The 25,094-nt window shown below is 60.7% G+C and carries 28 protein-coding genes; all 28 read left to right on the top strand.

The window, feature by feature from the left end:
• The gene (gene fliJ, locus G9Q84_RS09825; RefSeq protein ID WP_032887882.1) at nt 1–450 is read left to right on the top strand and encodes a flagellar export protein FliJ; all 450 of its coding nucleotides are present in this window, start codon (nt 1–3) and stop codon (nt 448–450) included.
• Nucleotides 451–617: 167 nt separating this feature from the next.
• On the top strand, nt 618–923 hold the full coding sequence (locus G9Q84_RS09820) for an STAS domain-containing protein (protein ID WP_095185430.1): 306 nt from the start codon (nt 618–620) through the stop codon (nt 921–923).
• Complete coding sequence (locus tag G9Q84_RS09815; RefSeq protein ID WP_122764586.1) at nt 920–2,638, top strand: SpoIIE family protein phosphatase; 1,719 nt, start codon at nt 920–922, stop codon at nt 2,636–2,638. The genes G9Q84_RS09820 and G9Q84_RS09815 overlap by 4 nt, the downstream gene beginning before the upstream one ends.
• Before the next feature lie 30 nt (nt 2,639–2,668).
• Nucleotides 2,669–3,013, top strand: a complete 345-nt coding sequence (locus G9Q84_RS09810) for an Hpt domain-containing protein (protein WP_032887887.1) — start codon at nt 2,669–2,671, stop codon at nt 3,011–3,013.
• A gap of 131 nt (nt 3,014–3,144) precedes the next feature.
• On the top strand, nt 3,145–4,479 hold the full coding sequence (locus G9Q84_RS09805) for a flagellar hook-length control protein FliK (RefSeq protein WP_122754427.1): 1,335 nt from the start codon (nt 3,145–3,147) through the stop codon (nt 4,477–4,479).
• Nucleotides 4,480–4,701: 222 nt separating this feature from the next.
• A complete protein-coding gene (gene fliL / locus G9Q84_RS09800) occupies nt 4,702–5,208 on the top strand; it encodes a flagellar basal body-associated protein FliL (RefSeq protein ID WP_032887891.1) in 507 nt (168 codons plus the stop codon).
• Between the two features lie 9 nt (nt 5,209–5,217).
• Nucleotides 5,218–6,186: a flagellar motor switch protein FliM gene (gene fliM, locus G9Q84_RS09795; RefSeq protein WP_010208755.1), complete on the top strand. Its 969-nt coding sequence runs from the start codon at nt 5,218–5,220 to the stop codon at nt 6,184–6,186.
• A 43-nt stretch (nt 6,187–6,229) separates the two neighbouring features.
• Nucleotides 6,230–6,697, top strand: coding sequence for a flagellar motor switch protein FliN (gene fliN / locus G9Q84_RS09790; protein WP_032887893.1), 468 nt, complete (start codon nt 6,230–6,232; stop codon nt 6,695–6,697).
• A gap of 1 nt (nt 6,698) precedes the next feature.
• Nucleotides 6,699–7,139, top strand: a complete 441-nt coding sequence (fliO, locus tag G9Q84_RS09785; protein ID WP_032887895.1) for a flagellar biosynthetic protein FliO — start codon at nt 6,699–6,701, stop codon at nt 7,137–7,139.
• On the top strand, nt 7,139–7,882 hold the full coding sequence (gene fliP, locus G9Q84_RS09780; protein ID WP_032887897.1) for a flagellar type III secretion system pore protein FliP: 744 nt from the start codon (nt 7,139–7,141) through the stop codon (nt 7,880–7,882). The genes fliO and fliP overlap by 1 nt, the downstream gene beginning before the upstream one ends.
• Before the next feature lie 4 nt (nt 7,883–7,886).
• Nucleotides 7,887–8,156 (top strand): flagellar biosynthesis protein FliQ, encoded by a 270-nt coding sequence (fliQ, locus tag G9Q84_RS09775; RefSeq protein ID WP_003214552.1) that lies wholly within the window; start codon nt 7,887–7,889, stop codon nt 8,154–8,156.
• Nucleotides 8,157–8,160: 4 nt separating this feature from the next.
• Nucleotides 8,161–8,946, top strand: a complete 786-nt coding sequence (gene fliR / locus G9Q84_RS09770; protein WP_032887898.1) for a flagellar biosynthetic protein FliR — start codon at nt 8,161–8,163, stop codon at nt 8,944–8,946.
• 3 nt (nt 8,947–8,949) lie between these two features.
• Nucleotides 8,950–10,086 carry a flagellar biosynthesis protein FlhB gene (gene flhB, locus G9Q84_RS09765; RefSeq protein ID WP_095185434.1) on the top strand — a complete coding sequence of 379 codons (1,137 nt, stop codon included), beginning with the start codon at nt 8,950–8,952 and terminating at the stop codon, nt 10,084–10,086.
• Between the two features lie 411 nt (nt 10,087–10,497).
• Complete coding sequence (locus G9Q84_RS09760; RefSeq protein ID WP_122754426.1) at nt 10,498–10,701, top strand: cold-shock protein; 204 nt, start codon at nt 10,498–10,500, stop codon at nt 10,699–10,701.
• A 158-nt stretch (nt 10,702–10,859) separates the two neighbouring features.
• A complete protein-coding gene (gene flhA / locus G9Q84_RS09755; RefSeq protein ID WP_185160066.1) occupies nt 10,860–12,974 on the top strand; it encodes a flagellar biosynthesis protein FlhA in 2,115 nt (704 codons plus the stop codon).
• 12 nt (nt 12,975–12,986) lie between these two features.
• Nucleotides 12,987–14,303, top strand: a complete 1,317-nt coding sequence (gene flhF, locus G9Q84_RS09750) for a flagellar biosynthesis GTPase FlhF (protein ID WP_032887905.1) — start codon at nt 12,987–12,989, stop codon at nt 14,301–14,303.
• Nucleotides 14,304–14,409: 106 nt separating this feature from the next.
• Nucleotides 14,410–15,243 (top strand): flagellar synthesis regulator FleN, encoded by an 834-nt coding sequence (gene fleN, locus G9Q84_RS09745; RefSeq protein ID WP_003192912.1) that lies wholly within the window; start codon nt 14,410–14,412, stop codon nt 15,241–15,243.
• Complete coding sequence (gene fliA / locus G9Q84_RS09740; protein WP_015885174.1) at nt 15,240–15,980, top strand: RNA polymerase sigma factor FliA; 741 nt, start codon at nt 15,240–15,242, stop codon at nt 15,978–15,980. Before fleN ends, fliA begins: the two co-directional genes overlap by 4 nt.
• Nucleotides 15,981–16,150: 170 nt before the next feature.
• On the top strand, nt 16,151–16,525 hold the full coding sequence (locus tag G9Q84_RS09735; RefSeq protein WP_160385018.1) for a chemotaxis response regulator CheY: 375 nt from the start codon (nt 16,151–16,153) through the stop codon (nt 16,523–16,525).
• Nucleotides 16,526–16,543: 18 nt separating this feature from the next.
• Nucleotides 16,544–17,332, top strand: a complete 789-nt coding sequence (locus G9Q84_RS09730; RefSeq protein ID WP_122754425.1) for a protein phosphatase CheZ — start codon at nt 16,544–16,546, stop codon at nt 17,330–17,332.
• Nucleotides 17,333–17,343: 11 nt separating this feature from the next.
• Nucleotides 17,344–19,542: a chemotaxis protein CheA gene (locus G9Q84_RS09725; protein WP_122754424.1), complete on the top strand. Its 2,199-nt coding sequence runs from the start codon at nt 17,344–17,346 to the stop codon at nt 19,540–19,542.
• Nucleotides 19,543–19,590: 48 nt separating this feature from the next.
• Entirely contained in the window at nt 19,591–20,730 is a 1,140-nt protein-coding gene (locus tag G9Q84_RS09720) for a protein-glutamate methylesterase/protein-glutamine glutaminase (protein WP_032887910.1), read from the top strand.
• Nucleotides 20,730–21,470 carry a flagellar motor protein gene (locus G9Q84_RS09715; protein ID WP_032887912.1) on the top strand — a complete coding sequence of 247 codons (741 nt, stop codon included), beginning with the start codon at nt 20,730–20,732 and terminating at the stop codon, nt 21,468–21,470. The genes G9Q84_RS09720 and G9Q84_RS09715 overlap by 1 nt, the downstream gene beginning before the upstream one ends.
• A gap of 15 nt (nt 21,471–21,485) precedes the next feature.
• Nucleotides 21,486–22,373 (top strand): flagellar motor protein MotD, encoded by an 888-nt coding sequence (gene motD / locus G9Q84_RS09710; protein ID WP_032887913.1) that lies wholly within the window; start codon nt 21,486–21,488, stop codon nt 22,371–22,373.
• Nucleotides 22,374–22,423: 50 nt separating this feature from the next.
• Nucleotides 22,424–23,212 (top strand): ParA family protein, encoded by a 789-nt coding sequence (locus G9Q84_RS09705; RefSeq protein WP_032887915.1) that lies wholly within the window; start codon nt 22,424–22,426, stop codon nt 23,210–23,212.
• Nucleotides 23,212–24,012: a CheW domain-containing protein gene (locus G9Q84_RS09700; RefSeq protein WP_032887917.1), complete on the top strand. Its 801-nt coding sequence runs from the start codon at nt 23,212–23,214 to the stop codon at nt 24,010–24,012. Before G9Q84_RS09705 ends, G9Q84_RS09700 begins: the two co-directional genes overlap by 1 nt.
• An 80-nt stretch (nt 24,013–24,092) precedes the next feature.
• Entirely contained in the window at nt 24,093–24,575 is a 483-nt protein-coding gene (locus tag G9Q84_RS09695; RefSeq protein ID WP_032887919.1) for a chemotaxis protein CheW, read from the top strand.
• Nucleotides 24,576–24,968: a DUF2802 domain-containing protein gene (locus G9Q84_RS09690; protein WP_032887921.1), complete on the top strand. Its 393-nt coding sequence runs from the start codon at nt 24,576–24,578 to the stop codon at nt 24,966–24,968. It begins immediately after the preceding gene.
• Nucleotides 24,969–25,094: the final 126 nt, after the last annotated feature.

The following is a 25,094-nucleotide window of genomic DNA, read 5'->3' as shown; positions in this document are numbered from 1 at the left end:
ATGGCCAACAGCCGCGCCGCGCGCCTGGCCCCCGTGGTGGACATGGCCGAAAAGGCCGAAAAAACCGCCGTACAGCGCCTGGGTTATTTCCAGGGCCAAGTGCGCTTGGCGGAAAGCAAGTTGGGTGACTTGGAACGCTTTCGCGGCGAGTACCAACAGCAATGGATCGAGCGCGGCACCAAGGGCGTTTCGGGTCAGTGGCTGATGGGCTACCAGGGCTTTCTCAACCAGTTGGAAACCGCCGTGGGCCAACAGCGCCAGAGCCTGGCCTGGCACCAGAACAACCTCGATAAGGCCCGCGAAAGTTGGCAAGAGGCGTTTGCCCGGGTCGAAGGTTTGCGCAAGCTGGTGCAGCGCTATATCGATGAAGCGCGGGCGCTGGAAGACAAGCGTGAGCAGAAGTTGCTCGATGAGCTGTCACAACGTCTTCCCCGCCAATCACAATTCTGAATGTGCGAGGGGGCTTGCCCCCGATAGCGATAGATCGGTCACTGAATTTGTTGACTGACCCACGGCTATCGGGACCAGGCCCTCTTCCGCATTTGACCTGCGGTGTTGCCCGGATCTCATTCGCCTGCTACACCTTGTGTCTATGCCCATGACAAGGAAGCAGTCGCATGTCAATCGAGTCAGAAGTATCCCTGGACGGGAAGAAGTTGACGATCGCTATCAAGGGACGGTTTGATTTCGGCAGTCATCAGACGTTTCGTGACGCCTACGAGCGTTACTACAAAGTGCCTGAGCTGTATGTGGTCGATCTGAAAGAAACCACGTACATGGACAGCTCGGCCTTGGGCATGCTCCTGCTGTTGAGGGACCATGCTGGCGGCGAAGAGGCGCAGGTTGAGGTGGTCAACACCAACTCCGATGTGCGCAAGATCCTCGCCATCTCCAACTTCGACAAGCTGTTCGACATCAAGTGAGCGCCCAGGCCCCCGCGGTTGAGCCGCTGACGATCCTGATCGCCGATGATAACGCTGCCGATCTTCTGTTGCTGTCGACCATTGTGCGGCGCCAGGGGCATCAGGTGCTCACCGCTACCAACGGCGAGGAAGCCGTCGAAGTCTTCGCCCGCGAACGGCCGCAGCTGGTGCTGATGGATGCCTTGATGCCAGTGATGGATGGCTACGGCGCTGCGCGGTGGATCAAGCAACTGGCGGGGGAAGAATTGGTCCCCATCATTTTCCTCACCTCCCTGCGCGAAAGCGCTGCCCTGGCCGAGTGCCTGGATGCCGGCGGTGATGACTTCCTGCCCAAACCCTATAACCAACTGATCCTGGCGGCCAAGATCAACGCCATGGACCGCCTGCGCCGCCTGCAAGCCACGGTGTTGCAGCAACGCGACATGATTGCCAAGCACCACGACTACCTGCTGCATGAGCAGCGCGTGGCCAAGGCAGTGTTCGATAAGGTCGCCCACTCCGGCTGCATCAATGCCGCACCGAACATCCGCTACCTGCAATCGCCCTATGCGCTGTTCAATGGCGACCTGCTGCTGGCGGCCTACACGCCGTCAGGCGACATGCATGTGCTGCTCGGAGATTTCACCGGCCATGGCTTGCCGGCGGCGGTGGGCGCTATGCCCCTGGCGGAAGTGTTCTACGGCATGACCGCCAAGGGCTATGGCCTGACGCAGATCCTTCGGGAGATGAATGCCAAGCTCAAGCGCATCCTGCCGGTAGACATGTTCTGCTGCGCCACCCTGTTGTGCCTGAGCACCGAGCGGCGCGTGGTGGAGGTGTGGAACGGGGGCATGCCCGACGGTTATGTGCATGACATCGCCAGCGGCAAGCGCACCCCGATGCAGTCGCGGCATTTGCCGTTGGGGGTGTTGTCGGCGCAAGCCTTTGATGACCGCACCGAAGTCTGGCCCATGGCGTTGGGCGACCGTGTGTTCCTGCTGTCCGACGGCGTGTTGGATACCGCAGATGCCAACGATCAACTGTTCGGCGCCGAGCGTTTACAGCAGGTCTTTGCGGCCAATCGCGAGCCCAATCGTCTGTTTGAAGACATCGAACAGGCCCTGGCGGCGTTTCGCGGTGAAGCGCGTGACGACGTGAGCATGGTGGAAATCACCCTGCAGCACGGCCAATCCCTGCGCGCCACCGGGCCGTTGTATGCCGACAGCGGCCAATCCTGCCCGCTGGATTGGTCGGTGAGCTTCGAGTTTCGCGCCGAGACCCTCAAGCGCTACAACCCTTTGCCCTATCTGCTGCAACTGCTGCTTGAAATCCACGGCCTGCGCGAGCAGAGCGGGGCGCTCTACAGCGTGATGGCTGAGCTGTATTCCAACGCCCTGGAACATGGTGTGCTGGGGCTGGACTCGCGGCTCAAGCGCAATGCCCAGGGGTTTGCCGAATATTACCGCCAGCGCAATGACCGCCTGGCGAAGTTGAACAGCGGTTACGTGCGGGTGCATGTGCAGGTGGCGCCCACCCACATGGGCGGCAAAATGACGTTGCGCCTGGAAGACAGCGGGCCGGGTTTCGACGTGGAACAGATGCTGGCACGGCCGCTGGACGTCGATCGTCTGTCGGGTCGGGGCCTTAGCCTGGTGCGCCAGTTGAGCAGCGACGTACGCTGGTCTGACGGCGGGCGCAGTGTCTGCGTGGAGTTTTGCTGGGGGGCTCTGGCATAATCCGCCGATTCTTGATCAAGGAGCGAGCAAGTGGCAGAGATTCATATGGACCCGCAGGTGTTGTCGGGTTTGCAGGAGGTTATGGAGGGCGAGTATCCCAAGCTGCTTGATACCTTTCTTGATGACTCCCAGAAACGCATCGAGGCCCTGCACCAGGCGCGGGATGATGCCAAGGCGTTGGGACGGATTGCGCATAGTTTCAAGGGGAGCAGTGGGAACCTTGGGGCGCTGCGGTTGGCGCAGTTGTGTCAGTCGCTTGAGGCCAGGTCTTCTGAGCCGGCTTCGGACTTGGGGGAGTTGGTGGATCAGATTGATCGGGAGTTTGCGTTGGTGCGGCCCTTGTATGAGCACGAAAGGCAACGGTTTCAACTTTGATGGGTGACCTATCCGTTACCGAATAACGGATAGGTCCACCCAAAAAACCGCAATCCAACAAACCTGGCCCAACTCTTGCTCTATCTCCAGATACTGCATCCCCGACCCCCATGCAGTGGAGACCTTTACCTATGCCAGTCGCCCCCAATTCGCTTCTTCAGGCTGCCCCCGCGGCCAAGCCTCAAGCGCCCGCTGCCAACCCCCAGGTAGCGGCTGCGGACCCACGGGACAAGGGCCCTGGCTTCGCTCAAGTGTTCGCCAGCCAAGGCTCGAAACCGTCGGTCAAAACCGACGACAACGCGGCTAAACCCACACGCGACAAGCCTGTCGACGCCAGCGCCAAGCCGGCTGCCGGTACCGACAAGCCTGCCGCCAGTACACCGGCGGTTGCCGATAGCGGCAAGACCTTGCCTGCCAAGCCGTCCGACGACAGCGCCAATAAGGATGACGACGCACCCGCCGATCCAGCACTCGCGCAGCAGCCCCCGACTGATCCCGTCGTCGACCCGGCCATGATTGCCGCTGTGACGCCTGTGGTCTTGCCGGTGGTCGTGCCGGTGGAAACCCCGGAACCCGCCGCTGCCGCCCAGGACGACAAGGCCCTGCCGTTGGTCGCTGTGCCCATCGCGGCGACCGAGGAGGTCAAGCCGGTCTTCGATCCTGAGGCTGATCCCCTGGATGCCATGCCGGCCGTGCGCCTGGCGATGGAGCAGGGCGGGCATGTGTCGGCCAGCAGCCAGGCGCCGGCCAAAACCGCACCGACGACTACCCAGGACCAGCCAACCGCCGCGCAGAACTTTGCCGCTGGCCTGGCCACAATGGTCGACCAGCAAGCCACCAAAGACAGCACTGACCAAGGCGGTGACAAGGCCTTCAGCGGCTTGATCGAAGACGGCCTCAAAGACCTTAAAAACGCCACCAGCGACACCCGTGTCGATGATTTCGCCAATCGTTTGGCGGCATTGACCCAGGCGGCCACGCCGAGAACGGCCAACGCTTTGCCGCCGGTGACGAATGCGCCACTGGCCATGCACCAGAGCGGTTGGACCGACGAGATCGTCAATCGGGTGATGTACCTGTCCAGCGCCAACCTCAAGTCGGCGGAGATCCAGTTGCAACCGGCTGAACTCGGTCGTCTGGATATCAAGGTCAACATGACCGCCGACCAGCAAGCCCAGGTCAACTTCATGAGCGCCCACCCGGTGGTGCGTGAAGCGCTGGAAAGCCAGTCGGGTCGCCTGCGGGAAATGTTTGCGCAACAGGGCATGGGGCAGGTGGACGTCAACGTGTCCGACCAATCCCGTGGTCAGGAGCAGCAACAGCAGCAGGCCCAGACCAGTGGCGTGAGTCGCAGCGGGCGAGGGGCTGACAGCGGCGACAGTGGCAACCACATTGATGTGGCAGAAGCCGTGGTGCCAGTGAGCTCTACAGTGATCGGCTCCAGCGCCGTCGATTACTACGCCTGACTTGAGCCGCGTACAGATCCAAATTGTGGGAGGGGGCTTGCCCCCGATGAGGGTGTATCAGTCAACCGATGTATGAACTGACACACACTCATCGAGGCAAGCCCCCTCCCACATTTGTTTTGTGGTGTTCGTTCGTCTCTGCCTGCCAGACAACTCTGGCATAACACTTGCTCTTGCCTATCCGTAGATCTATGAATTCCCGAATAGTGACGGATTATTGGCATGGCGAAGAGCGACGACGCAGCAAAAGCACCCGCACCGGCAGGCAAAGGCAAGCTCAAGCTTATCCTGATGATAGTCGTGGGCCTGCTCCTGGCCATCGGGGCCTCGGTGGGCGGCACTTGGTACATCATGCATAGCAGTGCAAGCAAACCGGCACCTGCCGCCGAAACCGCCAGTAACGTCAAGCCACCGGCAATCTTCGAGCCGATGCTTCCGGCCTTTGTCGCCAACTTCAATCAGAACGGTCGCCAACGCTACCTGCAAGTGAGCATCACCTTGCTGGCACGGAATGCGGCGGACCTGGATGCCCTCAAAGTGCATATGCCGGTGATCCGCAACAACCTGGTGATGCTGTTCTCCGGGCAGAGCTTCGACACCTTGGCCACCCCGGTGGGCCAGGAAATGCTGCGCCAGAAGGTCACTGCCAGCGTGCAGGAAGTGGCCCAGAAGGAGCTCGGCAAAGTCGTGGTCGAGCAGGCGCTCTTCACTAACTTCGTATTGCAGTAGGATCACGACATGGCCGTGCAAGACCTGCTGTCCCAGGATGAAATCGACGCGCTGTTGCATGGCGTCGACGACGGTCTGGTACAGACCGAAATGGCTGCCGAGCCCGGCAGCGTCAAAAGTTATGACCTGACCAGCCAGGATCGCATCGTCCGTGGACGCATGCCGACGCTGGAGATGATCAACGAACGCTTCGCTCGCTACACCCGGATCAGTATGTTCAACATGCTGCGCCGCTCGGCGGACGTGGCGGTGGGCGGCGTGCAGGTGATGAAGTTCGGTGAGTACGTGCATTCGCTGTACGTTCCCACCAGCCTTAACCTCGTCAAGATCAAACCGTTGCGCGGCACTGCGCTGTTCATCCTCGACGCCAAGCTGGTGTTCAAGCTGGTGGACAACTTCTTCGGCGGTGACGGTCGTCACGCCAAGATCGAAGGCCGTGAATTCACCCCCACCGAATTGCGCGTCGTGCGCATGGTGCTGGAGCAGGCCTTCATCGATTTGAAGGAAGCCTGGCAGGCGATCATGGAAGTCAATTTCGAGTACATCAACTCGGAAGTGAACCCGGCCATGGCCAACATCGTCGGCCCGAGCGAAGCGATTGTGGTGTCCACTTTCCACATCGAACTCGATGGCGGCGGCGGCGACCTGCACGTGACCATGCCGTACTCGATGATCGAGCCGGTGCGCGAGATGCTTGATGCCGGTTTCCAGTCCGACCTGGACGACCAGGACGAGCGTTGGGTCAAGGCCTTGCGCGAAGACTTGCTGGACGTCGATGTGCCGCTGAGCGCCACCGTGGCCCGTCGCCAATTGCGCCTGCGGGATATTTTGCACATGCAGCCGGGAGACATCATCCCGGTCGAATTGCCGGAAGAAATGATCATGCGCGCCAACGGCGTGCCGTCGTTCAAGGTCAAGCTGGGTTCCCATAAGGGCAACCTGGCGCTGCAAGTGGTTGAGCCGATCAACCGTCGCTGATGCATCCCCTATTTATGAATGTTTGCTCCGCCGAGGACATGTAATGGCTACCGAACACGAAAACACTTCCGCCGAAGACCAGGCTCTGGCTGACGAATGGGCTGCGGCCCTGGAAGAAACCGGCGATGTTGGCCAAGACGATATCGACGCCCTGCTGGCCGCCGATGCCGCCACTGCCCCCGCAGGTAACCGCCTGCAGATGGAAGAGTTTGGCAGCGTGCCGAAAAACAACGACCCGGTGACCCTCGATGGGCCGAACCTGGACGTGATCCTCGACATCCCGGTGTCGATTTCCATGGAAGTGGGCAGCACCGACATCAACATCCGCAACCTGCTGCAACTCAACCAGGGCTCGGTGATCGAGCTGGATCGCCTGGCGGGTGAGCCCTTGGACGTGTTGGTCAACGGCACCCTGATTGCCCACGGTGAAGTGGTGGTGGTCAACGAAAAGTTCGGCATCCGCCTGACGGACGTGATCAGCCCAAGCGAACGCATCAAGAAGTTGCGCTGATATGAAGCGGCTGATGGTGGGACTGTTGGTCGCGCTGCCATTGGGCGCTTGGGCCGCAGAGCCGGTGGCCCAGGCGGCCGCCGCGGCGGCGCCGGTCGGCAGCGGCCTCGGTGGCCAGTTGACCCAACTGGTGCTGGGGCTGTTGCTGGTGGTTGGCCTGATCTTCGTGTTGGCCTGGCTGTTGCGCCGCGTACAGCAGGTGGGTCCGGGTAACGCGCAGGTGATCGAGATGATCGGCTCCCGCGCCCTCGGCCCGCGTGATCGGCTGGTGCTGGTGCAAGTGGGTGAAGAGCAGATCCTGCTGGGCCTCACTCCTGGCCGCATCACCCCGTTGCATGTGCTCAAGACTCCAGTGAACGTGGATCAGTCCAAGCCCGCCACGCCCGAATTCGCTCAGCGCCTGATGGAACTGCTGGGCAAGGATCAGAAGGATAAGAAGTAATGCGCGTGTTATTGACGCTCATGCTGTGGCTGGCGGCGCCGTTGGCGTTTGCCGCCGACCCGTTGTCGATCCCGGCGATTACGCTGGGTACCAACGCGGCCGGGGCCCAGGAGTATTCGGTCAGCCTGCAGATCCTGCTGATCATGACCGCGCTGAGCTTTATCCCGGCGTTTGTGATGCTGATGACCAGCTTCACGCGGATCATCATCGTGTTCTCGATCCTGCGTCAGGCCCTGGGCCTGCAACAGACGCCGTCGAACCAGATCCTCACCGGCATGGCGTTGTTTCTGACCATGTTCATCATGGCGCCGGTGTTCGACAAGGTGAACCAGCAAGCCCTGCAGCCCTATCTGGCGGAAACCATCACCGCCCAGGTGGCGATTGACCGGGCACAGGTCCCTATCAAGGATTTCATGCTGTCGCAGACCCGCTCCAGTGACCTTGAGCTGTTCATGCGCCTGTCCAAGCGTACCGACATCGCGACCCCGGACCAGGCGCCGCTGACCATTCTCGTACCGGCCTTTGTGACTTCCGAGTTGAAGACCGCGTTCCAGATCGGCTTCATGATCTTTATCCCGTTCCTGATCATCGACCTGGTGGTGGCGAGCGTGCTGATGGCCATGGGTATGATGATGCTGTCACCACTGATCATCTCGTTGCCGTTCAAGATCATGCTGTTTGTGCTGGTAGACGGTTGGGCGCTGATTATCGGCACCCTGGCCGGCAGTTTCGGCGGGGTATAGCGCAATGACGCCAGAAGTAGCCGTCGACCTGTTCCGAGAAGCGCTGTGGCTGACCACCATGATGGTTGCCGTGCTGGTGGTGCCGAGCCTGTTGGTGGGCCTGCTGGTGGCGATGTTCCAGGCTGCCACCCAGATCAACGAACAGACCTTGAGCTTCCTGCCGCGCCTGCTGGTGATGCTGATCACCCTGATCGTCGCCGGCCCGTGGCTGGTGCAAACCTTTATGGAATACATCCTGCAGCTGTACGGCAGTATTCCGCAGTTGATCGGCTGATCGGGTGAATTCCCTGCTGGCATTGACCGACACCCAGATCAGCACGTGGGTGGCGTCGTTCATCCTGCCGTTGTTCCGCGTGACGGCCATGTTGATGGCCATGCCGGTGTTCGGCACGACCCTGGTGCCACGCCGGGTGCGCCTGTATTTGGCGGTGGCGATCACGGTGGTGCTGGTGCCGGGCTTACCGCCGATGCCGTCGGTGAATGCGCTGGACCTGAGTGCCCTGATGCTGATCGCCGAACAAGTCCTGATCGGTGCCATGTTGGGGTTTTCCCTGCAACTGTTCTTCCAGGCGTTTGTGATTGCCGGGCAAATCATCTCGATCCAGATGGGCATGGGCTTCGCCTCCATGGTCGACCCCACTAACGGTGTGTCGGCGGCGGTGATCGGGCAATTCCTGACGATGCTGGTGACCTTGCTGTTCCTGGCGATGAACGGGCATCTGGTGGCGTTCGAGGTGCTGACCGAAAGCTTCACCACCTTGCCGGTGGGGTCGGGGTTGGTGGTCAATCACTTCTGGGAAACGGTCGGGCGCCTCGGTTGGGTGCTGGGGGCTTCGCTGTTGCTGGTACTGCCGGCGATTACCGCATTGTTGGTGGTCAACATCGCGTTTGGCGTGATGACCCGTGCGGCACCGCAGTTGAACATCTTTTCGATTGGTTTCCCGTTGACCCTGGTATTGGGCATGGGGATTTTCTGGATCGGCCTGGCCGACATTCTCAATCAGTATCAACCGCTGGCGACCGACGCCTTGCAGTTCTTACGTGATCTGGCACGGGCGCGCTGAGCCATGGCCGAGAGCGAGAGTGGTCAGGACAAAACAGAAGACCCCACGGAGAAACGTAAAAAGGACTCCAGGGAAAAGGGCGAGATTGCGCGCTCCAAAGAGCTCAATACCGTTGCGACGATGATGGCCGGTGCCGGCGCCTTGCTGATCTACGGCGGTGGTTTGGCGCTCGACTTGCTGGAGCTGATGAAGCACAACTTCACCTTGCCTCGTGAGGTGTTGCTCAACCCGGATGCGATGGGGCAATACCTGTTGCACTCGGGCAAGATCGCGATCCTGGCGGTGCAGCCCATCCTGATTACCTTATTGCTGGCCGCGCTGATCGGCCCGGTAGCCCTCGGCGGCTGGCTGTTCGCCGCGAGCAGCATGGCGCCCAAGTTCAGCCGCATGAACCCGGGGGCCGGGCTCAAGCGCATGTTCTCCGCCAAGGCCCTGGTGGAGCTGCTCAAGGCCCTGGCCAAGTTCATCCTGATTCTGTTTGTGGCGCTGATGGTGTTGTCGTCCGACATCGACGACCTGCTGCGTATCGCCCACGAACCGTTGGAGTCGGCGATCATCCACAGCGTGCAGGTGGTCGGCTGGAGTGCGCTATGGATGGCCGCCGGGCTGATCATCATTGCGGCAGTGGATGCGCCGATCCAGCTGTGGGAAAGCCACAAGAAACTGCTGATGACCAAGCAGGAAGTGCGCGACGAACACAAGGATCAGGAAGGGCGGCCCGAGGTCAAGCAACGCATCCGCCAGCTGCAGCGGGAAATGTCCCAGCGCAAGATGATGGCGTCGGTGCCCGACGCCGACGTGGTCATCACCAACCCGACCCACTACGCCGTGGCCCTCAAGTACGACCCGGAGAAGGGTGGCGCACCGATGCTGCTGGCCAAGGGTAGCGACTTTACTGCGCTGAAAATCCGCGAAATCGCCGTGGCCCACGACATTCTGTTGCTCGAATCGCCGGAACTGGCGCGGTCGATCTTCTACTCCACCGATCTCGATCAGGAAATCCCCGCCGGGCTTTACCTGGCCGTGGCTCAGGTGTTGGCGTATGTCTATCAGATCCGCCAATACCGCGCGGGCAAGGGCAAGCGTCCGGACCCGCTCAAGGATCTGCCGATCCCGCCGGAATTGCGCCGCGATTCCTGATTATCAGCTGCCCCGAACTCTCCCTCCCGGCTCCATTCTTCCCCCTACCACTCGTCGTTGTCGGTCGTCTACCTGTCAACTTTGACAGTAGCTGCCGTCCCTTTATCGCGGTTCCATAACACTGGGTTTTCCACGCACATTGCTGTGCGTGAGGCAGAGGGTGTTGCAATGGAAGTGGTTAAAGGGACGGTCGAGGAATACGACCGCAAAACAGGGGAGGGAGTGATTGCAATGGATGGCGGCGACGAACACGTGTTGGTGGATCTCACGAGTTCTGCAGGGATTTGGCTCAGAGAGGGCCTAAGGGTGCAATTTACGAGGATCCACCGCCCTGAGGGCGTATTCGCGTCCCATATCAAGATTATCCAGTGAGTCTCGTGTGGTGTGCTGAGCGAGGTCAGGAGAGCGGCAATGTCGACAGGTACGGTGAAGTGGTTTAACGGGGAAAAAGGCTATGGCTTTATCGGTCAGGATGGTGGGGGAGATCTCTTCGTCCACTATTCGGCGATCAAGGGCGAGGGCTATAAAACCCTTGAGGAGGGGCAGAAAGTGGAGTTCAAAGTAGAAACAGGTCAAAAGGGTGATCAGGCTACCGAAGTGCAAATCGTCAGTTGAATTGCCCGGCTTGATAGTGCTCCAGCGTGCTTGGGAGCAATCCGCGTTTTTTAAAGCAAAAGTTGGAAGGCTTCTTGCAATACCGCCTCCAGGACGCCTTCCGGCGTCAAAAGTTTGCTTCAAGGAAACGAGGAATACCGGTGGTGGATCGCTCTCAAATGCTCGGCACGGCCCGTACGACCCTGACTGACCTCTCGCGGGGCAATCTGGGTGTGCCGTTGTTGTTGCTGGTGATGCTGGCAATGATGATGTTGCCGATGCCGCCGTTCCTGCTGGACGTGTTCTTCACCTTCAACATTGCGTTGTCGGTCGTGGTTCTGCTGGTGTGCGTTTACGCCCTGCGGCCGCTGGACTTTGCGGTATTCCCGACGATCCTGCTGGTGGCGACCCTGCTGCGGCTGGCGCTCAACGTGGCGTCCACCCGCGTGGTCATGCTCCACGGCCAGGACGGCCACGCCGCCGCCGGTAAGGTGATCCAGGCCTTCGGTGAGGTGGTGATCGGCGGTAACTACGTGGTCGGTATCGTGGTGTTCGCGATCCTGATGATCATTAACTTCGTGGTGGTCACCAAGGGCGCCGGGCGGATTTCCGAGGTGAGCGCACGCTTTACCCTCGACGCCATGCCCGGCAAACAAATGGCCATCGACGCCGACCTCAACGCCGGTCTGATCGACCAGAATCAAGCCAAGACCCGCCGCCTGGAAGTGGCCCAGGAAGCCGAGTTCTACGGCTCCATGGACGGTGCCAGCAAATTCGTGCGCGGTGACGCCATCGCTGGCCTGTTGATTCTGTTCATCAACCTGATCGGCGGCATGGCCGTCGGTATCTTTCAGCACGGCATGACCTTCGGCGATGCGGGCAAGGTGTACGCCTTGCTGACCATCGGTGACGGTTTAGTGGCGCAATTGCCATCACTGTTGTTATCTACAGCTGCAGCCATCATGGTGACCCGTGCGTCGGGCTCCGAAGACATGGGCAAGCAGATCAGCCGGCAGATGTTTGCATCGCCCAAGGCGTTGGCCGTGGCGGCGGGCATCATGGCGATCATGGGTATCGTCCCGGGCATGCCCCATGTGTCGTTCCTGAGCATGGCGGCCATGGCGGGCGGTGGTGCCTACCTGTTCTGGAAGAAGCAAAACGCGGTCAAGGTCCAGGCCCTGCAAGAAGTTGCGCGTCAACAAGAACTGCTGCCATCGCCAGCCCGCGCCCAGGAAACCAAGGAGTTGGGCTGGGACGACGTGACCCCCATCGACATGATCGGCCTGGAAGTCGGCTATCGCCTGATCCCGCTGGTGGACCGCAACCAAGGCGGCCAATTGCTCGCGCGGATCAAGGGTGTGCGCAAGAAGCTCTCGCAGGACCTGGGCTTCCTGATGCCCACCGTGCACATCCGCGACAACCTCGATCTGGCTCCGAGCGCCTACCGCCTGACCCTGATGGGGGTGATCCTGGCCGAAGCCGAGATCTATCCGGATCGCGAGTTGGCGATCAACCCAGGCCAGGTGTTCGGCAGCCTCAACGGCATTACCGCCAAAGATCCGGCTTTCGGCCTGGAGGCGGTGTGGATCGAAATCAGCCAGCGCAGCCAGGCGCAGTCACTGGGCTATACCGTGGTGGACGCCAGCACGGTCGTCGCGACCCACCTCAACCAGATTCTGTACAAGCACTCTCACGAGCTCATCGGCCACGAAGAAGTCCAGCAATTGATGGGCTTACTGGGCAAAGCCTCGCCAAAACTGGCGGAAGAGCTGGTGCCCGGCGTGCTGTCGCTGTCGCAATTGCTCAAGGTGTTGCAGGCGCTGCTGGCCGAACAGGTGCCGGTACGCGACATTCGCAGCATTGCCGAGGCCATCGCCAACAACGCCGCCAAGAGTCAAGATACCGCCGCGCTGGTGGCTGCGGTGCGTGTCGGATTGTCCCGTGCAATCGTGCAAAGCATTGTAGGGCTTGACTCCGAGCTGCCTGTGATCACCTTGGAACCAAGGTTGGAACAAATATTGCTCAATAGTATTCAGAAGGCAGGACAAGGCCAGGAAGAGGGCGTTCTGCTGGAGCCAAGCATGGCTGAAAAGCTGCAGCGTTCGTTGATCGACGCTGCACAGCGTCAGGAAATGCAGGGCCAACCGGTGATTCTGCTGGTGGCAGGTCCGGTCCGCGCGATGTTGTCGCGGTTTGGACGCTTGGCAGTACCGAATTTGCACGTTTTGGCTTATCAGGAAATTCCTGACAACAAGCAAGTGACTATCGTCGCGACAGTAGGGCCCAACGGCTGAGGGTAGTGGGTTATGCAAGTTAAGCGTTTTTTCGCCGCCGATATGCGTCAGGCCATGAAACTGGTCCGTGATGAGCTGGGCGCCGACGCCGCGATTATCGGTAACCGTCGTATTGCCGGCGGTGTCGAGCTGACGGCTGCCCTGGATTACACCCCCTCGGCGCTGGCGCCGCGTGTACCGAACATGGAGCTCGAAGACGAGCTGCGCAAGACCGCTTCGCGCATCGTCTCGGCCCAGGCTGAGCTGAGCATGCGTGGCGACAGCGATACCACCACCAATCGCCAGTTGTTCGCCGGGCTGCCGCTGACCGCTGCCGAACCATTGGTTGAGCCGACTTTCGTCGAGCCGCCGCGTCCTGCCGCGCCAGCCCCGGCCGCCGCAGTTGACCAGCGTGTGTTCGACTCGATGCGCTTTGAGCTCAACGGCCTGCGCGAACTGCTGGAAGTGCAGCTCGGCTCGCTGGCCTGGACGCAGCTGCAAGGCAGCAAACCGCAACAGGCCAACCTGTGGCGTCGCCTGCAACGCATTGGCTTGTCCGGCCCGTTGTCCCGCGACCTGCTGGCCCTGACCACCGAAATCGAAGAACCACGCCAGGCCTGGCGCATGTTGCTGGCCCACCTGGCGCGGATGATCGCTACCCCGGAAATCGAACCCCTGGAAGAGGGCGGTGTGATCGCCATGGTCGGCCCCGCCGGCATGGGCAAGACCACCACCCTCGCCAAGCTGGCAGCGCGTTATGTGCTCAAGTACGGCGCGAATAATATCGCGCTGGTGAGCATGGACAGCTACCGGATCGGCGCCCAGGAGCAGCTCAAGACGTTGGGCCGCATCCTCAATGTACCGGTGACCCACGTCGACCCGGGCCAGTCCCTGGCCAACGCCCTCGATCCGCTGCTGCGCAAGCGCGTGGTGCTGATCGACACCGCCGGCTTGCAAGCCAGCGACCCGGCGTTGCGCATGCAACTGGAAACCCTGGCCGGGCGTGGCATCAAGTCGAAAAATTACCTGGTGCTTGCAACCACCAGCCAAAAACAGGTTCTTACCGCTGCGTACCATAGCTACAAACGCTGTGGCCTGGCCGGTTGCATCCTCACGAAACTGGATGAAACCGCCAGCCTGGGTGAAGTGTTGAGCCTGGCTATCAGTCATGAATTACCGGTTGCCTACCTGACCGACGGGCCGCGGATCCCGGATGATCTTCATCTGCCGCGCCGTCATCAGTTGGTCAGCCGTGCCGTCAGCGTGCAAATGCAAGAAGAGCCTAGCGAGGAAGCGATGGCCGATATGTTCGCCGACCTCTACCACAACCCGGCAAAACGGGTCGGTTGAAGTCAGGATGAACACCGTGAAATGTACCTACATTGATGGTCTGCAAGCGATTCACGCGGCCAAGCCATGTAGCCTGCGTCTAAGCAAGACAAGGTAAAGAAATAAAATGGGCAGCATGCATCCCGTACAGGTGATCGCGGTGACCGGCGGCAAAGGTGGCGTCGGAAAGACTAACGTGTCAGTGAATTTGTCCCTGGCCCTGGCAGAGCTTGGCCGTCGCGTCATGCTGCTGGATGCTGACCTGGGGCTGGCGAACGTCGACGTTCTGCTGGGACTGACGCCCAAACACACCCTTGCCGATGTGATCGAGGGGCGCTGTGAGCTGCGCGACGTGCTGCTCCAGGGCCCTGGCGGGATCCGCATCGTGCCGGCTGCCTCCGGTACCCAGAGCATGGTGCACCTGAGCCCGGCGCAGCATGCCGGCCTGATCCAGGCATTCAGTGATATCGGCGACAACCTCGACGTGCTGGTGATCGACACCGCCGCCGGGATCGGCGAGTCCGTGGTCAGCTTCGTGCGCGCCGCGCAGGAAGTCCTGCTGGTGGTCTGCGATGAACCCACCTCGATCACCGACGCCTACGCCCTGATCAAACTGCTTAACCGTGACTACGGCATGAACCGCTTCCGCGTCCTGGCCAACATGGCCCAGAGTCCGCAGGAAGGGCGCAATCTGTTCGCCAAGTTGACCAAGGTCACGGATCGCTTCCTCGATGTCGCCTTACAATACGTCGGCGCAGTTCCCTACGACGAGTGCGTGCGCAAGGCTGTGCAAAAGCAGCGTGCAGTCTACGAAGCGTTCCCTCGTTCCAAATGCGCATTGGCGTTCAAGGCTATTGCCCAGAAGGTCGATACCTGGCCGTTGCCCGCCAACCCTCGTGGGCATCTGGAGTTTTTCGTCGAGCGATTGGTACATCAGACGAGCGCAGGACCGGTGCTATGACAGCGAATGGCTACAACGCCTACAAGAAATCTGCCCGTGACAGTCAGGGTGAGTTGATTGAGCGCTATGCGCCGCTGGTCAAGCGTATCGCCTATCACTTGCTGGCTCGCCTGCCCGCCAGCGTGCAGGTCGAGGACCTGATCCAGGCCGGCATGATCGGCTTGCTCGAAGTGTCGACCAAATACGACGCCAGCAAAGGCGCGAGTTTCGAGACGTATGCGGGTATCCGTATCCGTGGCGCGATGCTTGATGAGGTGCGTAAAGGTGATTGGGCGCCGCGTTCGGTGCACCGAAATACGCGCATGGTCAGCGACGCAATTCGTGCAATTGAAGCAAAAACCGGTCGCGACGCTAAAGATCATGAAGTTGCGGCCGAACTCCAATTGAGTCTCGACGATTATTACGGGATTTTGAACGATACCTTGGGCAGCCGCCTGTTCAGTTTCGACGACCTGTTGCAGGACGGCGAACACGAAGGGCTGCACGAGGACGGCGCGAGCGCGCATATGGAACCGTCACGCGACCTGGAAGATGAACGCTTCCAGGGTGCATTGGCGGACGCCATTGCCAACTTGCCCGAGCGCGAGCGGTTAGTGTTGGCGCTGTATTACGACGAAGAGCTGAACCTCAAGGAAATCGGTGAGGTCCTGGGGGTCAGCGAATCGCGTGTCAGCCAGTTGCACAGCCAATGCGCAGCCCGCTTGCGGGGGCGTTTGGGAGAGTGGCGAGCGCGCTGACAGGCAGTGTGGGGAGCATTGCAAAGCGATACCGCGAAGGTGATAGGCCTTCGTGGGTTCGATCCGTGGTGCCCCCGGCAGTCCTTTTTGTGTAATGCCTGTTGATTGAAATGGCGCGTCCAGGTGCTGGGCGCGTTTAAGACTGCTTGGAGGTCGAATTGGACAAGAACATGAAAATCCTCATCGTTGATGACTTCTCAACGATGCGGCGGATCATAAAAAACCTGTTGCGTGACCTTGGGTTCACAAACACGGTCGAGGCGGATGACGGCCTTACGGCGATTCCGATCCTCAACAGCGGGAGCATCGACTTTCTGGTAACAGACTGGAACATGCCGGGCATGACCGGTATCGACTTGTTGCGCCACGTGCGTGCCGACGAAAAACTGCGCAGCCTTCCCGTGTTGATGGTGACCGCCGAAGCCAAGCGTGAACAGATCATCGAAGCCGCCCAGGCCGGGGTCAACGGTTACGTAGTCAAGCCATTCACTGCACAGGCCTTGAAAGAGAAGATCGAAAAGATCTTTGAACGCATCCACGGCTAATGCCATCGCGGGGGAGCTATGGAGCATAAAGAAACGTCACAGGGAGACTTTGAGTCGACCCTGAAAAAGCATGCTCACCAGTTGGTCGACAGCCTTGAAAAAGGCCACTTCGGCGACGCGGTGCAGTTGATCCATGAGCTCAACCAGACCCGTGACCGCGGCCTGTACCAGGAAGTGGGCAAGCTCACACGCGAGCTGCACAGTGCGATCGTCAATTTTCAGATTGACCCGCACATGCCCCAGGCCGAAGAAATCTCGCAGATCACTGATGCCACCGAACGCCTGTCCTATGTGGTCAGGCTGACCGAAGCCGCGGCCAACCGCACCATGGACCTGGTGGAAAATGCCACGCCTCTGGTCAACGGCATGGCCAATGAAGCCCAGGCCCTCAGCGTTGACTGGGGCCGCTTCATGCGTCGCGAAGTCGGGGCTGAAGAGTTTCGTGAATTGGCCCGTCGGGTCGACAGTTTCCTGTCGCGCAGCGAACAGGAAAACCGCACGGTTTCCAGCAACCTCAATGACATTCTGCTGGCCCAGGATTACCAGGACCTCACCGGTCAGGTGATCAAACGTGTAACCCAGTTGGTTACCGAAGTGGAAAGCAATTTGCTCAAATTGGTGCTCATGGCTGGCCAGGTAGACCGTTTTGCCGGCATCGAACATGACCGCGAAGCGATCCTCTCTGAAAAAGATCCACAAAAACATCTCGCCAAGGGTGAAGGTCCGCAGATTCATGCCGATAAACGTGAAGACGTTGTGTCAGGTCAGGATGACGTAGATGACCTGTTATCCAGTTTAGGCTTCTAAGGAGCACCCACATGAGCTTCGGCGCCGATGAAGAGATCCTTCAGGATTTCCTTGTAGAGGCCGGCGAAATTTTAGAGCAACTGTCCGAACAACTGGTCGAGCTGGAAAGCCGACCGGATGATGCGAACCTGCTCAATGCAATTTTTCGCGGTTTTCATACTGTAAAAGGGGGCGCCGGCTTCCTCCAGCTCCATGAGCTGGTGGAGTGCTGCCACATCGCCGAGAACGTGTTCGACATCCTGCGCAAGGGTGAGCGTCACGTTGATTCGGAATTGATGGACGTGATTCTCGAAGCACTGGATGCGGTCAACGGCATGTTCAGCGAAGTTCGCGAACGCGCCCCGATCACGGCTGCCACCCCGGAACTGCTGGCCGCCCTGGCGCGCTATGCAGAGCCAGCCGACACCACGGCAGCGCCGGTGGTTGAGGCCGCGCCTGAGCCGGTGGCGGAGCCTGAAGCGGATGTGACGGACAACGAGTTCGAACAACTGCTCAACTCCCTCAGTGCCGTCAAGGCCGAAGCTGAAGCACCGGCCGCCGTTGCCCCGGCAGCGGCACCGACCAGTGAAGACATCACCGACGCCGAGTTCGAATCCCTGCTCGACCAGTTGCACGGTAAAGGCCAGTTCGCCGCCGATGCGGTGGCGCCTGTCGCGGCTGCCGAAGCGCCTGCGGCCCCGGCCAGCACCGACATCACCGATGACGAATTCGAAGCCTTGCTTGACCAGTTGCACGGCAAAGGCACGTTTGCGGTCGACGCCCTGCCGGAAGTGGCGGCAGCGCCTGCTGCTGCGGCGGCGGCTGCCAGTGCCAAGCCTGCGGACGATGGGTTGATCTCTGATCACGAATTCGAAGCGCTGCTGGATGATTTGCACGGCAAGGGCAAGTTCAGCGAAGTTGCCCCAGCGGCTGCAGTCGCCACGGCAGCACCGGCTGCTGCTAAAGCGGCTGCGCCTGTGGCAGCGGCCAAGCCCGCAGCCCCGGCTCCAGCTCCTGCGCGTGCGGCTGCGCCACCACCGGCGGAAAAACCCGCCAGTGAAGCCGAAACCACCGTGCGGGTTGATACCGCGCGTCTGGACGACATCATGAACATGGTCGGCGAGCTGGTACTGGTGCGTAACCGCCTGGTGCGCCTGGGCTTGAGCAGTGGCGATGAAGCCATGCAGAAGGCCGTATCGAACCTCGACGTGGTGACGGCTGACCTGCAAACCGCGGTGATGAAAACCCGGATGCAGCCGATCAAGAAAGTCTTCGGCCGCTTCCCGCGCCTGGTTCGTGACCTGGCGCGCCAGCTGAAGAAAGAGATCAACCTGGAACTGGTGGGTGAAGAAACCGACCTCGACAAAAACCTTGTCGAGGCCCTGGCCGACCCGCTGGTCCACTTGGTGCGCAACGCTGTCGATCACGGCGTCGAAACCCCTGAAGAACGCGAAGCCTCGGGCAAGTCCCGTGGCGGCAAGGTGATTCTGGCGGCGGAGCAAGAAGGCGACCACATCCTGCTGTCGATCACCGATGACGGCAAGGGCATGGACCCGGCGATCTTGCGCAATATCGCCGTCAAGCGTGGCGTGATGGACAAGGACGCCGCCGACCGCCTGACCGACACCGAGTGCTACAACCTGATCTTCGCCCCTGGCTTCTCGACCAAGACCGAGATCTCCGACGTGTCGGGCCGTGGCGTGGGCATGGACGTGGTGAAGACCAAGATCAGCCAGCTCAATGGCTCGATCAACATCTACTCGACCAAGGGCCAGGGCTCCAAGATCGTCATCAAGGTGCCGTTGACCTTGGCGATCATGCCGACCCTGATGGTGATGCTGGGCAACCAGGCGTTCGCCTTCCCGTTGGTCAACGTCAACGAGATCTTCCACCTCGACCTGTCGCGCACCAACGTGGTGGACGGTCAGGAAGTGGTGATCGTGCGTGATAAAGCGCTGCCGTTGTTCTACCTCAAGCGCTGGCTGGTTGCGTCGGCTGCCCATGAGGAGCAGCGCGAAGGCCATGTGGTGATTCTCTCGGTGGGCACTCAGCGGATCGGCTTTGTCGTCGATCAACTGGTTGGCCAGGAAGAAGTGGTCATCAAGCCTTTGGGCAAAATGCTGCAGGGAACCCCGGGCATGTCGGGTGCGACCATTACCGGTGACGGTCGGATCGCGCTGATTCTCGATGTTCCGAGCATGCTCAAGCGTTACGCCGCACGGCGTATTTGATTCTGGCGGGGCAGGGCGGTAATGCCCGCCCCGCCTAACGGAGTGTTTATGGCAGTCAAGGTCCTGGTGGTGGACGATTCGGGTTTCTTCCGCCGCCGCGTCTCGGAAATTCTTTCCGCCGATCCAAGCATCCAGGTGGTCGGTACGGCCACCAACGGTAAAGAGGCGATTGATCAAGCCATTGCGCTAAAGCCGGACGTGATCACCATGGACTACGAGATGCCGATGATGGATGGCATCACGGCAGTTCGGCACATCATGCAACGCTGCCCGACCCCGGTATTGATGTTCTCCTCGCTGACCCATGAAGGTGCCCGAGTGACCCTCGATGCGCTGGATGCCGGTGCGGTGGACTTCCTGCCGAAGAATTTCGAAGACATCTCGCGCAACCCCGATAAGGTCAAGCAACTGCTGTGCGAGAAAGTCCACAGTATTTCCCGCAGTAACCGTCGCAGCCTGTTCAGCGCCCCAGCACCCGCCCCGGCGCCGGTAGCTGCGCCGTCTGCGCCCACCAGTTCCTCGTTCAGTCGCCCGGCGCCTGCCCCGGTTACCCGGCCTGCGCCGCCGCCGGTACGCACGTCGGCACCGGCTGCCGCGCATGCCCATTCGCCAGCGCCCAAGCGTAAGGCTTACAAGCTGGTTGCCATTGGGACTTCCACCGGTGGCCCGGTGGCCTTGCAGCGCGTATTGACCCAATTGCCGGCCAACTTCCCGGCGCCGATCGTGTTGATCCAGCACATGCCAGCGGCGTTCACCAAAGCGTTTGCCGAGCGCCTGGACAAGTTATGCCGCATCAGCGTCAAGGAAGCCGAGGATGGCGACATCCTGCGCCCTGGCCTGGCGCTGCTGGCCCCAGGCGGCAAGCAGATGATGGTCGATGGCCGTGGCGCGATCAAAATCCTTCCGGGTGACGAGCGCCTCAACTACAAGCCGTGCGTGGACATTACCTTCGGTTCGGCGGCCAAGTCCTACGGTGACAAAGTTCTGGCGGTGGTGCTCACCGGCATGGGCGCCGACGGTCGTGAAGGCGCGCGCCTGCTCAAGCAGGGCGGCAGTGCGATCTGGGCCCAGGACGAAGCCAGCTGCGTGATCTATGGCATGCCCATGGCCATCGTCAAGGCTGACCTGGCCGACGCCGTTTACAGCCTGGACGACATCGGCAAGCATCTGGTGGAGGCCTGCCTCTGATGGATGTATTGAGCCTGATCGGCATCATCATGGCGTTTGTCGCCATTATCGGCGGCAACTACCTCGAAGGCGGCCACCTCGGCGCCCTGGCCAACGGCCCGGCGGCGCTGATCGTGATTGGCGGCACCGTGGGCGCTGCGTTGTTGCAGTCACCGATGAGCTCGTTCAAGCGTGCGATGCAGATCGTGATCTGGATCATCTTCCCGCCACGTGTCGACTTGGCCGGTGGCATCGACCGGGTGGTCAACTGGAGCCTCACCGCACGCAAGGAAGGCCTGCTGGGCCTGGAAGGCGTGGCCGATGCCGAGCCCGACAGCTACTCGCGTAAAGGCCTGCAGTTGTTGGTCGACGGTGCCGAGCCGGAAGCGATCCGCAGCATCCTGGAAGTGGATTTCTACACCCAGGAAAGCCGCGACATCAACGCCGCCAAAGTGTTTGAAAGCATGGGCGGCTACGCGCCGACCATCGGCATCATCGGTGCAGTCATGGGCCTGATCCACGTGATGGGCAATCTGGCCGACCCTTCGCAATTGGGCAGCGGCATCGCCGTGGCGTTCGTCGCGACTATCTATGGTGTGGCCAGTGCCAACCTGGTGCTGTTGCCGGTAGCGAGCAAGCTCAAATCCATTGCCATGCGCCAGTCCCGTTACCGCGAGATGCTGCTCGAAGGCATTCTCTCGATTGCCGAGGGCGAGAACCCGCGCTCCATCGAATTGAAGCTTCAGGGCTTCATGGATTGATGGGGAGTAATGCCAATGAGCCGTCGCCGTCGCGAGCCTGAGGAACACGTCAACCACGAGCGGTGGCTGGTGTCCTATGCGGACTTCATCACCTTGCTGTTCGCATTTTTCGTGGTGATGTACTCCATCTCGTCGATCAACGAAGGCAAGTACAAAGTCATTTCCCAGGCGCTGATCGGCGTGTTCAACGACGCCGACCGTTCGCTCAAGCCGATCCCCATTGGCGAAGAGCGGCCCAAGAGCGTGACCCCGGCCAAGCCGCTGGTCAACGACAGCGACGAAACCGCTGCCGGCGTGGGCGGCACCAGCGATCCGCTGAAAAGCATCGCCGATGACATCAGTGCCGCGTTTGGCGACCTGATCAGCTCCAACCAGATGACCGTGCGCGGCAATGAGTTGTGGGTGGAGATCGAGCTCAATTCCAGCCTGCTGTTCGCCAGTGCCGATGCGTTGCCCAGCGACCAGGCGTTCACCATCATCGACAAGGTGGCGGCGATCCTCAAACCGTTTGAAAACCCCGTCCACGTCGAAGGTTTTACCGACAATGTGCCGATCAGCACCGCGCAGTACCCGACCAACTGGGAGCTGTCCTCGGCCCGTGCCGCCAGCATCGTGCGCATGCTCGCGATGCAGGGTGTGAACCCCGGGCGCCTGGCGTCGGTGGGGTATGGCGAGTTCCAGCCGGTGGCCAATAACGCCACCCTGGAAGGCCGCGCGCGCAACCGTCGGGTGGTGTTGGTCGTCTCACGCAACCTGGATGTGCGCCGTAGCCTGACCGGCACCGGCACCGCCAATGCAACACCGGATGCGGCCTTGAGGCGCGCTGGCACACAAACTGCACCGGCCCCTGCAAAGCCGCCGGTTCGGCAGAGTGCCGTCAATTCTCCGTCACCGGCTCAATAACCTATGCAATGTCTCGGTCGCGCACGTGCCCACCGGGAGGAACCATCCGAATGAGAGTCTGGGCAGTTGCCAATCAAAAAGGTGGAGTCGGCAAGACCACCACCTCCATCGCTTTAGCCGGCTTGCTGGCCGAGGCGGGCAAGCGTGTGGTCGTGGTCGACCTCGACCCCCACGGCTCGATGACCAGCTATTTCGGTTACGACCCGGACGCGCTGGAGCACAGCAACTATGACCTGTTCCTGCACAAGGGCAGCGTGCCGAGCGACTTGCCCGGCCAACTGCTGCTGCCGACCAGTAACGAGAGCATTTCCCTGCTGCCGTCCAGCACCGCGCTGGCCACCCTTGAGCGCCAGTCGCCGGGGCAGAGCGGCCTGGGCCTGGTGATCGCCAAGACCCTGGCGCAACTGTGGCAGGACTTCGATTACGCGATCATCGACAGCCCGCCGTTGCTCGGCGTGCTCATGGTCAATGCCTTGGCGGCCAGCCAGCAGTTGGTGATCCCGGTGCAGACCGAGCACCTGGCGGTCAAAGGCCTGGAACGCATGGTCAGCACCCTGGCGATGATCAACCGCTCGCGTAAACAGGCGCTGCCGTACAGCATTGTGCCGACCTTGTTCGATCGCCGTACCCAGGCGTCCCTGGGCACGTTGCGCGTATTGCGTGACGCCTATCCGCAGACCATCTGGAACGGCTACATCCCGGTGGACACGCGCCTGCGCGATGCCAGCCGCGCCGGGCTGACGCCTTCGCAGTTCGATGGTAAAAGCCGTGGTGTGTTGGCCTACCGCGCATTGCTCAAGCACCTGCTGTCCCAGCAGCTTGTTGCGCAGGTGGCGTGATGAATCGTCCTGTCGAACTCAAGACCCGGCCGCAACTGGCACTGGAATCCTACCTGGATGCCTTGTTGCAGGAAGCCACCGCAGAAGAATTGCCGGAACCGATCCTGGTCCTGGAGCCAGCGGTAGAAGAACCGTCGTCCAGTACCCTTGATGAGTTCCAGTTGGCCGTATTGGAAGAGCAGGCGCGTGATGCCTACGTCGCGCCGGTGATCGTGCCGGTCGCCGTCCCGGTGGTCATGCCCGTCGCGCCGGTGGTGGTCGAGCCCGTGGTGGAAGTGCACCTGCCACCGAATATTACGCCGCCGCCCGTGAGCGGCGATGGTCGTCCGGCCTGGGCGGCGGAGCCTTTCGAATGCCTGCTGTTCGACGTCGCCGGCTTGACCCTTGCGGTGCCGCTGGTGTGCCTGGGCTCGATCTACTCCCTGGCCGGCCAGGAACTGACGCCGCTGTTCGGGCAACCGGAGTGGTTCCTCGGAATCCTGCCGAGCCAGGCCGGTAATCTCAAGGTACTGGACACCGCGCGCTGGGTGATGCCCGATCGCTACCGCGACGACTTCCGCCAAGGCCTGCAATACGTGATCTCGGTGCAGGGTTACGAGTGGGGGCTGGCGGTGCATCAAGTCAGCCGCTCGTTGCGCCTGGACCCTAACGAAATCAAATGGCGCAGCCACCGGGGCCAGCGGCCTTGGCTGGCGGGCACCGTAATCGAACACATGTGCGCGTTGCTCGACGTCGCCGAACTGGCCGAGTTGATCGCCAGCGGTGCCGTCAAGTCGATGCCCGTGAACATACGCAGTTGATTGAACAATAAGGGCCGCACGCGAGTGCGGTCGACGAAGCACACACGCCGTTCGTAACGGCATTTGAAGGGGTCATGGGTATGAATAAGTCAGCATCTGCACAAGGTTTGGATGATCCGATCCTGCAATGGGTTACCTTCAAACTGGACAACGAAACCTACGGCATTAACGTGATGCGCGTGCAGGAAGTGCTGCGCTACACCGAGATCGCCCCTGTTCCAGGTGCGCCGAGCTACGTGCTGGGCATCATCAACCTGCGCGGCAACGTGGTGACGGTGATCGACACCCGCCAGCGTTTTGGCCTGGATACCGTCGAAGTCAGCGACAACACCCGTATCGTCATCATCGAAGCCGACAAGCAAGTGGTCGGGATCATGGTCGACAGCGTGGCCGAAGTGGTTTACCTGCGCCAATCGGAAGTGGAAACCGCGCCGAACGTGGGTAACGAGGAATCAGCCAAGTTCATTCAGGGCGTGTGCAACAAGAACAACGAACTGCTGATTCTGGTTGAGCTGGACAAGATGATGAGCGAAGAAGAGTGGTCGGATCTGGAGAACATCTGATTGTTCCTTGAAGCAGCAGTGATTGTCCTGGCCCTGCTGTGGGCCGGGACGCTGGCGTTTATGCTGCGCTATGTGCGCCAGCAGCGAGAATTGGCCATGCAACAGGCCGAGCGCGATGCGCTGCGCGACCGGCGCATTCTGGAGCTGGTCAAGCGGGTTGATCACTTCCAGCAAAGTGCGGTGAGGGTCGGGGATGAGGTGCATGAACTGCGCGCCATCCTCGCGCCGTTGCCGGACAAGCTGGCGCAGATTGAGCAGCGCGACCCTGCGAGCCTGTCGTTTGCCCAGGCAGCGAAGCTGGTGGGCATGGGCGCGACGGTGGATGAACTGACCCAATCCTGCGGTTTGACTCAGGCTGAGGCGCAATTGATGAGCAAATTGCACAAAAACTGAGGATTAATTTTCACACCTGAAAACCGCTATAACCCTTGAGTTAGAGCGTTGCAATGTGACAGTCATGGCGGCCTGCAGTGGCCGCTTTTGCGAATCAAGTCACAGTGCCATGTTTTGCTGGGGCAC

The organism is Pseudomonas sivasensis (assembly GCF_013778505.1).
In the GTDB taxonomy this organism is placed as follows: Bacteria; Pseudomonadota; Gammaproteobacteria; order Pseudomonadales; family Pseudomonadaceae; genus Aquipseudomonas; species Aquipseudomonas sivasensis.
This window is presented reverse-complemented; position numbering and strand designations above follow the sequence as displayed.